At 70.5% G+C, this 12,680-nt stretch carries 9 protein-coding genes; 2 read left to right on the forward strand and 7 right to left on the reverse strand.

The window, feature by feature from the left end; all coding sequences use genetic code 11:
* Positions 1-32: 32 nt before the first annotated feature.
* Positions 33-1,310 carry a low temperature requirement protein A gene (locus tag OG300_RS24440; RefSeq protein WP_405485318.1) on the forward strand — a complete coding sequence of 426 codons (1,278 nt, stop codon included), beginning with the start codon at positions 33-35 and terminating at the stop codon, positions 1,308-1,310.
* 12 nt (positions 1,311-1,322) lie between these two features.
* Here the strand turns inward: OG300_RS24440 and OG300_RS24445 are convergent, their stop codons facing one another.
* The 3 genes from OG300_RS24445 to OG300_RS24455 are packed head-to-tail and all read right to left on the reverse strand — an operon-like array spanning position 1,323 to position 2,613.
* A complete protein-coding gene (locus OG300_RS24445) occupies positions 1,323-1,778 on the reverse strand; it encodes a MarR family winged helix-turn-helix transcriptional regulator (protein ID WP_405485320.1) in 456 nt (151 codons plus the stop codon).
* Entirely contained in the window at positions 1,775-2,197 is a 423-nt protein-coding gene (locus tag OG300_RS24450; protein WP_405485322.1) for an EVE domain-containing protein, read from the reverse strand. Before OG300_RS24450 ends, OG300_RS24445 begins: the two co-directional genes overlap by 4 nt.
* The gene (locus OG300_RS24455; RefSeq protein ID WP_405485324.1) at positions 2,194-2,613 is read right to left on the reverse strand and encodes a hypothetical protein; all 420 of its coding nucleotides are present in this window, start codon (positions 2,611-2,613) and stop codon (positions 2,194-2,196) included. The genes OG300_RS24450 and OG300_RS24455 overlap by 4 nt, the downstream gene beginning before the upstream one ends.
* A 97-nt stretch (positions 2,614-2,710) precedes the next feature.
* Here OG300_RS24455 and OG300_RS24460 point away from each other — a divergent pair, with 97 nt between their 5' ends.
* Positions 2,711-2,962, forward strand: a complete 252-nt coding sequence (locus tag OG300_RS24460) for a mycoredoxin (protein WP_405485326.1) — start codon at positions 2,711-2,713, stop codon at positions 2,960-2,962.
* Positions 2,963-3,034: 72 nt separating this feature from the next.
* Here OG300_RS24460 and nudC read toward each other — a convergent pair whose 3' ends face one another.
* The 4 genes from nudC to OG300_RS24480 form a co-directional block, all read right to left on the reverse strand.
* Positions 3,035-3,961 (reverse strand): NAD(+) diphosphatase, encoded by a 927-nt coding sequence (nudC, locus tag OG300_RS24465; protein WP_405485328.1) that lies wholly within the window; start codon positions 3,959-3,961, stop codon positions 3,035-3,037.
* 26 nt (positions 3,962-3,987) lie between these two features.
* Entirely contained in the window at positions 3,988-5,046 is a 1,059-nt protein-coding gene (locus OG300_RS24470; protein WP_405485330.1) for a potassium channel family protein, read from the reverse strand.
* Between the two features lie 118 nt (positions 5,047-5,164).
* The gene (locus tag OG300_RS24475; RefSeq protein ID WP_405485332.1) at positions 5,165-9,022 is read right to left on the reverse strand and encodes an ATP-dependent helicase; all 3,858 of its coding nucleotides are present in this window, start codon (positions 9,020-9,022) and stop codon (positions 5,165-5,167) included.
* Positions 9,019-12,630, reverse strand: a complete 3,612-nt coding sequence (locus tag OG300_RS24480) for an ATP-dependent helicase (RefSeq protein WP_405498648.1) — start codon at positions 12,628-12,630, stop codon at positions 9,019-9,021. The genes OG300_RS24475 and OG300_RS24480 overlap by 4 nt, the downstream gene beginning before the upstream one ends.
* Positions 12,631-12,680: the final 50 nt, after the last annotated feature.

Below are 12,680 nucleotides of genomic sequence, written 5' to 3' on the forward strand. Positions count from 1 at the left end.
TGCGTACCGGGCGGCCGGGTTAGCGTGCGACCGTGGTTGATGAGACGCCCACCACGGGCACGCACACGCACGACCGGCACGCGAGCTGGATGGAGTTGTTCTTCGACCTCGTCGCGGTCGCGGGGATCGGTCAGTTGACCCACCTGCTGCACCACGGCCCGTCGTTCGGCGACCTGGCCCTGTATATGGTGCTGTACCTGGCCTTCTGGACCGCGTGGGCCTGCATCACGATGTACGGCGATATCGCCGGGCAGCACGCGCACCCGATGATGATGCTCGCCTCGATGTTGGGGCTCGGAGTGATGGCGGCCGCGGTGGCGGGCGTCCCGGACCGGCATTCGACGACCTTCGCGGCCGTCTACGTCGTGGTCCGAGTGGTGCTCGGCCAGGTGTGGGGTCACGGCCGGATCGTGGTCGACTGGCCCACCGCGCAGTTGACCGTCGGCGTCACGCCGTGGATCGTCTCGCTGTGGGTGCCCGAGCCCTGGAAGTACTGGCTGTGGGCGGCCGGACTGGCCATCGATCTGTGGCTGATGTTCGCCGTCACCGGTGATCGCATTCTGGCCCGCGCCCAGGAGGAACTGGATCGCAGGCTCAGCCGCAGCCATCGCTTCGACGATATCGAACCGCCGAAACTCAAAGCGATGCACGCGGATCCGGAACACCTGGGCGAGCGGCTGGGCCTGTACATCATCATCGTGCTCGGCGAGGGCGTGATCACCGTGATCAATGCCGTGGGCGCGGAGGCGTGGACCTTCCATCTGCTCTCGCTGGGCCTGGGCGCATTCCTGATCCTGGCCGGACTGTGGGCGAACACGCTGCTCTTCGGCACGATTCCCCGCCTGATGAGCGGCAACGACCCGGCCGACCGAGTGCCGTGGCAGCACGTGATGGCAACACACTGCTGGGTCACCGGCGTGATCGCCATGATCGCGGCCGGACTCGGCATGACCATCGAGCACGCCGACGGGCAGCTGTCCGCGGGCATCGGCTGGACCCTGTGCGGCGGCACCGCAGCGTATTTCGCGATCATCGCATTGAGTTCCCTACGTGGCCAGCATGATTGGCGAACATTGTTCGCGGTCCAGCTGCCCTGCATACTGATCGCGGTGGTACTGGGCGTCTTCGCCCCGCACACCCCTGCGCCCGCCCTGGTCTACGGCATCGTCGCGCTGATCACCTGGGCGCTGCTGTGGCAGACCTGGACGAATGGCAAGTGGCGCAAGGGTTCCGGCCCCGACCGCCCACACCGCACCCCGCGCCGCAACCGCGCCCGGACCACGGGCCCGGTCGAACCGGATCCCATTTAGTTCGAGGGGATTTCAGTCGCGGTCGCGCAGGCGGCGCAGGGAATCGGTGAAGCGCGGAGTGGTCTCCCCCAACGGTGCGAAGAACTCCTGATCGCAGGCTTCCACCGCGACGACGGCCCGATTCACCAGGGCCGCACCGGTTTCGGTGGCGACCAGGGATTTGGCGCGGCGGTCGGTGGGGTGGTCGCGGCGTTCGAGCAGCCCCTTCTGCTCGAGCGCCCGCAACACCTGCGAGGTCATCATCGGATCGGTCGCGGCCTGGTCGGCGAGGTCGCGCTGGGTGACGGGGTCGCCGCCCGATCGGCCGGTGAGCCAGGTCAGGGAGGCGAGCAGGACGAATTGGACGTGGGTGAGATCGAAGGGGGCGAGGGCCGCGCGGATCGCGGCCTGCCAGCGGTTGGTCACCTGCCAGAGCAAGAGCCCGGGGCTTTCGTCGGCATGCTCGAATTCCGTGTGCAATCCCGTCACTGGCCGACCATAGCGCGGGAGATGCGCTCGAAATCATGGGCGCTGAGTTCGAGCAGTCCGCGCCGCAGGGCGTAGCCCCAGTTGGGGCTGCTGGTCAGGTCGAGTTCGGTGCGCAGGTCGTCGATCGAGACCTGGCGGGCGTCGCGGTCGTAGCTGACCGCGCGCCGCCAGGGCTTGAAGCAGCCGCCCTGCTCCTCCACCTGCCAGACCGGCCCGTCGTCGACGGTCCCGATGGCGGTGAAGGATTTGATCGGGTCGCCCTCGCGCATTCCGGTGCGGGGCGAGTAGTAGACGAGTCCGTCTCCGGGCCCGAGCTTTTCGACGGCGGTGCGCTTGCCGTGATTGGCCTGCATGAAGCCGAGTTCCACGCCGCGGCGGACGTGATCGCGGGAGACGACCGCGAGCCAGTACCTGGTCATGCCCGCACCGCCTCGGCGAAGGTGACCAGCGAGTCGAGGTCGGCCTGGACGGACTTGGCGAGGTCGCCGCCGAGGATCTTGGTCCAGAAGAAGGCCAGCGGGCCGTCGATGGAGATGCTCACGGACACGGTGGTCTGCTCGCCGGTGACGATCCGGTGGTCGAAGGTGAGGCGGGCGCCGAAGAGCTTGGAGACGTCGACGAAGGAGCGGTCGGTGAGCTCGGCGACGACGAAGCTGGTCTTGGGGCCGCCCTTGGGCTTGAGGGTGCCGGTGGCGCCCTGGACGAAGGGGCCGTCGAGGGTGACCCATTCGGTGTCACCGTTCCATTCCGGCCAGGTGGCCATGTCGGCCCACTTGGTGAAGAAGGCCTCGGGGGCGGCGGTCGAAGTGGCGGTGGCGGAGGCGATGTGCGTCATGCATTTAGTATGCGCGCTTAGTACTTTTCCGTCAACCCCCGGTAGCGAACGAGTTTTCGCAGGGAACACGATCACCCGGGCGGGCGTTGCACGAACCGTGACTGCAACCGACCTGACCATGTACTCGACGACCTGGTGCGGCTACTGCCGCCGCCTGAAGACGCAGCTCGACGAGTCGGGGATCACCTACGAGGTGATCGATATCGAAGAGCACCCGGACGCCGCGGAGTTCGTCGGCAGCGTGAACAACGGCAACCACGTGGTCCCGACGATCAAGTATCGCGACGGCTCCACCGCCACCAACCCGACCCTCGTACAGGTCAAAGAGGCGCTCGCCGCCATCGGCTGAGCCTGCCCCGGGGAAGAAAAGTAGCCGCACACCTTTCCGGCGTGCGGCTACTTCTTGTGCGTTGAGCCCGAATCAGCTTGCGGCCGCCCAGGATTCGACGATGGTGCGGGCGATGGAGATCGAGCCCGGCAGCAGCAGCCTGCGGTCGGTGGCCGCGAACTCGCCCGAGTCCTGCGCGCCCCACGCCCCGGCCGCCAGGGCCTGGCGCACCTCCGCGCGGGTGAACCAGTGGGCCTCGACGATCTCACCGTCATGGAAGGTCAGCGGCTGCTCCGGATCGGCCTGCGCGGTGAAGCCCAGCATCAGCGAGCGCGGGAACGGCCACGGCTGGCTGCCCAGGTAGCGAATGTCGCGGACGTCGACGCCGACCTCCTCCTTGATCTCGCGCTCGACGCAGCGCTCCAGAGACTCCCCCGCCTCGACGAATCCGGCGAGCAGCGAGAACAGGCCTTCCGGCCAGCTGTTCTGACGGCCCAGCAAGACGCGGTCGCCACCGTCGTGGATCAGGCAGATGACCGCGGGGTCGATGCGCGGGAACTCCTCGTGCCCGGTCTCGCTGGTACGCGACCAGCCGCCGTTGGTCGAGCGCGTGGTGCCGCCGTCGGCCGCACTGAATCCGGCACGGTCGTGCCAGTTCAGCAGGGCGATGGCGGTGGAGAGCAGCCCGGTGCCGAAATCGTCGAGTTGCAGCGTGGTGCCGTAGGCGCGCAGGTCGGCCAGGGTGCCGTCGAGGGCGTTGTCACGCACCGCCCACAGGTGGATGCCGTCGCGGACACCGAGGAACACGGCCTCGGGCGCGGGGTCGGCGGCGAGGCCGACGGCCGGTTCGAGCACCACCGTGCCGTCCTCGACCCGGACCTGCCCGCGCTTGTTCATGCGTAGCAGTTTTGCCTGCGCCCAGCCCTCTTTGAGTGCTTGCTCGTCGGCGCGGAGGTCCTCCGCGCGGTCGAGCGAGGTACGAGACAGCAGCGGAACAGCATTCAGCTGAAAACCTGACACAGGTCGAGACTAGCCGGGTCGGGTGCTCAGCCCTGGACGCGCCGTACGTAGAGCAGTTTGTCGGCAGATTCCAGGGCATCGGTTTCCGGGTCGCCGACCCGGTAGAGACGGCCCTCGCGGACCACGCCGAGCACGATGTCGCGCAGGTGGCGCGGGGAGCCGCCGACCTCCTCGGTCTCCACCTCACGTTCGGAGATGGCGAATCCGGCTTCTGGGGTGAGCAGGTCCTCGATCATGTCGACGACGCTGGGGGTGGTGGTGGCGATGCCGAGCAGGCGGCCCGCGGTCTCGGAGGAGACGACCACCGAATCCGCGCCGGACTGCCGCAGCAGGTGGGTGTTCTCGGCTTCCCGCACGGCGGCGGAAATCTTTGCGCGCGGGTTGATTTCGCGGGCGGTGAGGGTGACCAGGACGGCGGTGTCGTCGCGGTTGGCGGCGACCACGACGGCGGACGCGTGCTGAACTCCGGCCAGCCGCAACACATCCGAGCGGGTGGCCGAGCCCTGCACGGTGACCAGTCCGGCGTTGGCGGCGGCCTCGAGCACCTGCGGGTCGGTGTCGACGACCACCACGTCGGCGGCTTGGACGCCGTCGGCGAGCATGGCGTCGACGGCGGTACGGCCCTTGGTGCCGTAGCCGACGACCACGGTGTGATTACGCACGGAGCGCCTCCATCGCTGAATCTTGAACGCCTGCCGGGATCGTTCGGTGAGCACCGCCAGGGTGGTGCCGACCAACACGATGAGGAACATGATCCGCAGCGGGGTGACCACCAGGATATTGATCAGCCGCGCCGTCGGCGTGACGGGTGTGATGTCGCCGTAGCCGGTGGTGGACAGCGAGACGGTCGCGTAGTACGCGGCGTCCAGCCAGCCCATCTCCTCGCGGGCGTTGTCGTGATAGCCCTCGCGCCCGATGTAGACGACCACGGTCGCCAGCACCAGCAGTCCCACCGCCAGTCCGAGCCGTCGGACCAGCGAATACCAGGGGCTCGATTGCGCGGACGGCACTCGCAGAATGCCGACCAGGGCGAAATCGGGGCGGGCGGTGAGACCCGCGAATCCGCGCGACGAATCACCGAACACGGGGATCACCGGCCATTTCGGGGATTGCTAGCTGCGGCACAGGTCCGCAGCGTACCGGGCGAACGGCCGCGGGACGCGGTCGCCGGGCGCGCGCGTCGCCCGGCGATCGCGCGCGGAATCAGCCGCCGAGCGGGTCGGGTGGGAACCATTCGGGGTCCGGCGGGGGCTCGAAATCGATCGGCGGATAGGCCGGGTCGATCGGCGGGTAGATGCGGTCCTCGGGTGGTGGGCCCGGGTCGTAGTCGTCGAAGGGGAGGGGAATTGCGGCGGGATCCGGAGGGGGGCGCAGGAATTCGACGGCGGTGGGGGCGTCGTCCTCCGGGTCGTGAGGTGGGATCGGGGGGAGTTTGCGGGGGGCGGCGGTCGTGATGATGGAGGCGAGTTCGGTCGGGCCGGGGAGGTGTTCGGGAGAGATGGTGCGGCCGCTGCGGACGTAGTGGAAGGCCGCGCCGATGCGGGCGAGGATGTCGGCTTCCGGCAGGCCGCTGCGGGCGGCTTCCAGGCGCGCCCAGGCCAGCCGATAGACGGCCAGCTGAACCGAAACCGAATCCTCTTCCGCGGCAGCGGGTTCCGCGCCGGTCTTCCAGTCCATCACCAGCCAGCCGCCGTCCGGGGTGCGGAAGACGGCATCCATGCGGCCGCGGATCACGGTGCCCGCGATGGAGGTTTCGAAGGAGATCTCCACCTCGACGGGATTGCGTTCGGCCCACGGCGAGGCGAGGAAGGCCTCCTGCAGGCGCATCAGGTCGGCGTCGGTGTCGGCGACATCGGCCGCACCGGGCAGGTCGTCGAAGCCGAGCAGGCGGGTGCCCGCGAACCAGCGTTGCAGCCAGGCGTGGAAGGCGGTGCCGCGGCGCGTGTACGGGCTGGGCGGGTACGGCAGTGGACGGCGCAGGCGCGCGGCCAGTTTGGCCGGATCGGCGCGCAGGTCGACCAGGGCGGTGGCGGCCAGCTGGCCGGGCAGTTCCACCTCGCGCACCGATTGCCCGGCGGCGAGGTGTTCGGCGAGCAGGGCGTCCACGTCGGTGGCCCAGCCCTCCGGATCGTCCTCGGCGGGATCGTGGCGGCCGGGATGCGTTGCGGGCAGCCGGAATTCGGGGCCGAAGTCGAAGGCGGCCTGTTCGGGGCGGGCTTCGGTGCGCAGGGTGGTGAGCGCGGTCTTCACCAGTGCCGCACCCGCTTCGACGGATTCGCGCCGATCGCCGAGCGGGTCGCGGGGCCAGGCGGCGCTCTGCGGGTTGTCGGTGAACGGGTTGGGAGTGTCGGGCAGCGGCGGATCGTCCCAGCGATCGACGCTGATGGCCTGCGACAGCGCGGAATCCGGGGATTCCAGTTCGTTCTTGAGTTCGAGCAGGAAGTCCGACGGCCCCTTGGGTTTCGCGCCGGTCTCCGACCAGTGGTGAGCGGAGACGAACAGGGCGCGTTCGGTGCGGGTGAGGGCCACGTAGAACAGCCGCCGGTCCTCGTCGAGGCGGCGGTGCGCGAGGGCCTTCTTGTGTTGCTCCAGAACACGTTCGAGGTCGGTGCGGTCGTAGATGTCGGACAGGTCGAGGACCGGGACGCCGTCGGTGGCGTCTTCCTGGGCGCGGTCGCCGCGCAGGGTGGTGGGGAGTTCGGCGAGCGCGCCCATCCAGGTGGCGGTGCCGGTGCCGGACGGGAAGGTGCCCTCCACCACGTGCGGCACCGCGACCACCTCCCATTCCAGGCCCTTGGCGGCGTGCACGGTGAGGATCTGCACCCGGTCGTGCGCGACCTCGACCTCGCCGGGTTCCAGGCCGTTCTCGACTTCTTCTGCGGCGGAAAGGAATTCGAGCAGGCCACTGAGCGATGACCGGTGATCCACGGAGTATCCGGCGACCACTTCGGCGAAGGCGTCGAGGTGCTCGCGCCCGGCGGCGGCCACCGCGCGCCGCGCCTGTGTCTCCACACCCACGCCGATGGTGCGCTCGACATCGGCGACCAGTTCGGCCAGCGGCTGCCCCGCCCGCTCACGCAGCGCCGTGAGTTCCTGACCGAGCACGGTGATGCGGGCGAACCCGAGCGGCGAATACTCCTCCGCCTCACCGGGATCGGCGATGGCATCGCCGAGCCCCGCCTTCTCGGCCGGTTCGGGCGCGACCTCGCGCAGCGCCTCGTCGAGGGTCGCGGTGTCGGTGATGGCGTCGGACTGCCCCGCCGGTCGCCGAATGGACAGTTCCCGCGCCCGCCGCGACAGCGCGGCGATATCGGAAAGCCCGATGCGCCAGCGAGCCCCGGTCAGCAGCCGCATCGCCGCGCTACCGGCCGCGGGGTCGGCGATCAGGCGCAGGGTGGCGACGATATCGGCGACCTCGGGCGTGTGCAGCAGTCCGCCCAGACCCACGATCTCCACCGGAAGCCCGTGCGCACGCAGCGATTCCGCCAGCGGCGCCGCATCGGCATTGCGCCGCACCAGCACCGCCGAAGTGGGCGGCTGCTCCCCCGCGTCCGCCGCCGCCGCCCATTCCGCGGCGATCCGCTCCGAAACCCAATCCCGTTCCTCAGCAACAGTTTCCGCCAGCGCGAAGGCCACCACCCCAGCGGTCGCGCCGGGCCGAGGCCGCAACGCGTCCACCGTGACCCCACCGCCCCGTATCGCCTGCTGCCGCAGCGGGTCCACCACCAGGTTCGCCAGATCGAGGGCCTCCGGCGGATTCCGCCAACTGGTCAGCAACGGCAGGATCGGCGCGGGAACCCCTGGCGCAAAGGGAAAGTCGGTCGCGAACCGTGGCAGGTTCGCCGCCGAAGCCCCACGCCACCCATAGATGGACTGCATCGGATCACCGACCGCGGTCACCGCCAGCCTCCGCCGCGCCCCACCCCCCAGCAGCGCGGCAGGTCCACCCGCGCGCGCATCGCGGCCATTCTCGAGGCCCGCACCGGCAGCAGACTCCACCGATGAATCGTTGGTGTCGGGCGGGGTCCGGCCGACGAGATCGGCTTCCCTCGGAATACCACTGCCTGTAGGCGGTTCTTCGCCAGCGAATTTCGCCGCCGAGGCATCCGTCCGCCGGGCGGCGCGACCGTCGCGTCTGTCCGATGCGGCGGCCGGGCGGGACGCGCCGAAGAGGGCGGAGAGCAGGATGCGTTGAGCGTGGCCGGTGTCCTGGTATTCGTCGAGTAGGACGAGGCCGAAGCGGTCGCGTTCTGCCGCACCGACTTCCGGATGGGTCGCCGCGAGGCGGGCAGACAGTGACATCTGTGCGCCGAAGTCCAGCGCGCCACGGCGGCGGAGTTCTTCGGCCAGACGCTCGACCAGGGGCAGGAGGGCGACGCGGTCCTTCTGGGCGTCGACTATGTCGCGCAGGGCTTTCTTCGGGCCGCCCTTCTGCCTCGGACCGGCGGGCAGCGTATCGACCAGGCGCTCCAATTCCAGGTGGGCGCTTGCCAATTGGTGCGGCTCCACCAGGTGTTCGGCGAGTTGGCCGGACAGGGCGAGGACGGCTTCGGTGACGCCGACGGGGCTGCGGTCGGTGTCGAGGTCGCCGTCCCAGGTGGAGACGACCCGGTAGGCGAGCTGCCAGAGCTGGGTCTGGGTGAGCAGGGTGGCGGTGGGTTCGACGGGGAGCAGCAGGCCGTATTCGGTGAGCAGGCGGCCCGCGTAGGAGTGGTAGGTGCTGATCTCGGGTTCGGAGTTGGACAGGACGCCGCGCAACCGGCCGGTGGGGTCGACGTCGCGCAGCAGCGGCGCACCCGCCAGGCGGGCCAGGCGGGTGCGGATGCGGGTCGTCAACTGCTGGGCGGCTTTTCGGGTGAAGGTGAGGCCCAGCACCTGTTCGGGTTCGACCAGGCCGTTGGCGACCATCCACACCACCCGGGCGGCCATGGTCTCGGTTTTGCCGGCGCCCGCACCGGCCACCACCAGCGTCGGTCCCGGCTCGGCCGAGATGACGGCGGCCTGTTCGTCGGTCGGGGGCGGCAGGCCCAGAGCGTCGGCGAGCTGACGCGGGCTGATCACTCGTCGGTCACCTGCCGACCGGTGTCCTGCACCGGGCAGCTGCCGGCGACCTTGCAGTGCCGGCAGCCGTCATTGCGCATGGCCAGGTAGCTGGGTCCCTTCGAGGCGTCGGCGGCGTCGTGGATGACTCCGCGCCAGGCGTCGATGCCGTCGGCGTCGAGACCCGGCTGCATGCGCTGAGTCGCACCTTCTTTCGCGTTCGGTTTGGCCACGTACACCAGTCGCGCGCCACCCGGTTCGCCGTCGCCGAGCGCGCCTTCCGCCGCAGCCACCTGGTAGGTGGCGAGCTGCGCGTGGTCCTCGGCGGCCTGCCGGGAGATGGGCGTCTTGCCGGTCTTGACGTCGACGATGACGAAGCGCCCCAACGCATCCCGCTCCACCCGATCCACCCGGCCGCTGATCCGCACCGCCTGCTCGCCCGGTCCGCGCGCGGGCAGGATGCAGTCCACCGGCACCTCCACGCCGACCGAGGTGAGCTCGTCGCGGGTATTGCGCAGCCAGGACAGGAAGGTGTCGACCATGGTCTCGGTGCGGCGCAGTTCGGCACGGGAATACCAGTTCTCGCCCTCCTGCGCGCCCGGGTCGACCTTCTTCCACGCCTTCACCAGCGCCTGCTTCACCTGCGCCTCGCTGACCTGCCCGGCCAGCGCCTGCACCAGGGTGTGCACCAGATTTCCCTTGAGCGCGTGCGGGTTCTCGCCGTCACCGCCGCCGTGGCGTTCCAGCGCCCAGCGCAGCGGGCAGGTGGAGAGCTGGTCCACGGTGGACGGCGACAGCGCGATGGCCCCGTCCACGTTGTCCCACAGCGGATCGGTGCTGGAGAGTTCGGCGGTGCCGTACCAGTCGTCGGGGTGCGCGCCGCGTACGCCTGCCTCCGCCAGTCGTCCCAGCTGTCGGGCGGCCCGCGCCCGGCGTTCCGGCAGCGCCTCCGGATCGCAAGCGGCGGCGCGCAATTCGGCGATGAGGGCGTGCATGGCCAGCGCCCGCCCCGGGTCGATCGGCGGCGGAATCCGGCCCGGCTGCCCGGCGTCCGCGTCGGCGTCGAGTTCGGCGAGGAACCGCGACGGCACCAGATCCTGGTCCCCCGTGACGGATTCGACCGCGGTCACCAGCAGTGAACGCTTCGCCCGGCTGCACGCCACCAGCAGCAGCCGCCGCTCCTCGGCCAGCAGCGGCGCGGCCCGGCTCACCTTCTCGCCCGAACCACCCACGCCCGCAAGCAGATCCACCAGCTCCTCGACGCCGAGCAGGGTGCCGCGCGGCCGCAGGTTCGGCCAGATCCCCTCCTGCACAGCGGCGACCGCCACCGTGTCCCACTCCCGCCCGGCCGCGGCGTGCGCACTGCAGATGGTCACAGCCTCCCCCGGGTCGGTGACCGGCGCGTTGTCCTGTGGAATCTGCTGCTGCTCCAGGTATTCCACGAACCCTTCGATGGTGGCGCGCGGCAGCCGGTCCACATACGCGGCCGCCGCCTCGAACATCCCCACCACCGCGTCCAGATCCCGATCCGCCTGCATCCCGACCGCTCCCCCGCGCTCGGACTGCCCCACCCACCGCCGCTCCAGCGTGGACGCCGTCCACACCGCCCACAGCACGTCCTCGAGCCCGCCCCCGTCCCGCCGCACCTTCCCGGCCCGCCCCAGCGCCTTCAACACCCGCTGCAACGGCGCGGCCTCGACCCGCGTCAACTTCTCCAGCAGTACCCGATTCCCCTTGCCCACCAGCAGATCCCGCAGTATCTCCGCCGACGACCGATCCAGATCCGCGAACCGCGCCGCCTCCCCGTCCACCCCACCCTCGTAGACGACCGCAGCCCGATCCGCCCGGCTGGCACCGCTTTCCGCATCAGCCGCGTCTTCGTCCTCGGCCTGCTCCGGGTAGCCGAGTTCCAGGACCGCGCGGCGGATTCCGCGACGCAGGCGGCGCAGGCTGATCTGATCCGCGCCGCCGAGCGGACCGGCGAGCAGGTCCAAGGCGTCGTCGGCGGTGAACGGCATGGGTCGTGGATGACGTCGCGCGGTCGGATCCCCCGCGGTGATCGCGCGCAGGGCCTGGAGCATCCAGGCCGCACCGCGACGGCGAGCCAGTGGCACATCGGCCGGTGGCTGCCGGACCGGTACGCCCGCTGCCAGCAGGGCGCGGCGCAGCGGAGCCAGGGAGAGCGGCACCGAGCGCACGATCACGACCATCTGCGACCACGGCACGCCATGGGTGAGATGCGCTCGGCGCAGATGGTCGGCGATGAGCGCCGCTTCCTTGGCGGGCGTGGTCAGTACGCGGACCTGCACATCGCCCTCGGGTGGCGCACTGGCCCAGGCATTCTCGTCCGCGGCGGTGCGCGCATGCCTGGCCTCGACCGCTCGGTCCCTGGCCACCCGCGCGCCGTGGAAGCGGTCGCCGCTCTCCGACGGATACCCCGGTTCGCCATGGGATCCGGACGGAACCGCCGCGCCGCTGTCGGGCCGGGATGATCGCTTCGCCCGGTGGTCGTTTCCACCGGTTTCGGGATTCGGCGGCGCGGTGGGCGGGGTGCGGTGGGCCGGGCTCCCCGGGATGCGAGCGGCGAGCCGGTCGGCTACTTCCTGGACAGCCAGGACCGAACGGTGGTTGTGGCGCAGGATGATTCGGCGGTCGGGTGCGGCTCCGGGGTCGGTGGCGAAGCGGGAGTCGGCGCCGCGGAAGGTGAAGACGGATTGGTCCGGGTCGGCGGCGAGGACGGTGGTGGCGGCTCCACTGCCGAGGGCGCGGATCAGTTGGGCGGCATGCGGGTCCAGGTGCTGCGCGTCGTCGGCGAGCAGGCAGTGCAGTCGATTGCGTTCGGCGGCAAGCAGTTCCGGGTCGGCGAGGAAGGCGTCGAGGGCGGCGGTGACCAGTTCGGCGGCGTCCAGGGCGGGGGCGCTGGCCTCGGGGACGTCGATGCCGACCGACCAGCGCAGCATCATCACCTGCTCGTAGCGTTCGGCGAAGCGCCCGGCGGCGACCCATTCCGGATGCCGGTGCGCGCGGCCGAGTTCGATCAGGTCCTCGGGTCCGAGGCCGCGTTCAGTGGCCCGCAACATGAGGTCTCGCAACTGTTCAGCGAATCCGGCGGCGGGCAGCGCGGGGTGCAGTCGCTCGGGCCAGTCCGCGGCGCCGTCGTCGAGGTCGCCGCGCAGCATCTCCCGGATCACGATGTCCTGTTCGGATCCGGTGAGCAGCCGCGGCGGCGGATTGCCCTGTTCGGCGGCGAAGGTGCGCAGCAGTCCGAAGGCGTAGGAGTGCAGGGTGCGGACCAGGGGTGCGCGGGTGGCCCCGGGCACCCCGCCGATTTCCGGGGCGGCCGCGGCGACGCGGGCGGTGATGGCGGTGCGCACGGCGGTGGCGGCCCGCTTGGTGTAGGTGAGCACCAGCACCGATTCCGGATCGGCCCCGGCCAGGATGCGGGCGGCGGCCACCTCGGCCAGCAGGGTGGTCTTGCCGGTGCCGGGTCCGCCCAGCACCTGCCACGGCCGCCAGCCGGGGTCGGCTCCGAAGTCCTCGAGCAGCGGGCGGATTTCGGCAGACCACTCCCGGGAGTGGGTTTCTGCCTCGGCTCGGCGCACCAACTGCACCGAGCTATCCGATCGCATCACGTCGGCTATTTCAACAGACCGGCCCGACAGTTTTCGTTTGCCATGAG

It is taken from the genome of Nocardia sp. NBC_00511 (assembly GCF_045161165.1).
Taxonomy (GTDB): domain Bacteria; phylum Actinomycetota; class Actinomycetes; order Mycobacteriales; family Mycobacteriaceae; genus Nocardia.

What these genes read in the sequence shown, in the direction of transcription:
- OG300_RS24450 (WP_405485322.1), bottom strand. Translation starts at nt 2,197, where the DNA reads ATGACCAGGTACTGGCTCGCGGTCGTCTCCCGCGATCACGTCCGCCGC.
- OG300_RS24455 (WP_405485324.1), bottom strand. Translation starts at nt 2,613, where the DNA reads ATGACGCACATCGCCTCCGCCACCGCCACTTCGACCGCCGCCCCCGAG.
- OG300_RS24480 (WP_405498648.1), bottom strand. Translation starts at nt 12,630, where the DNA reads ATGCGATCGGATAGCTCGGTGCAGTTGGTGCGCCGAGCCGAGGCAGAA.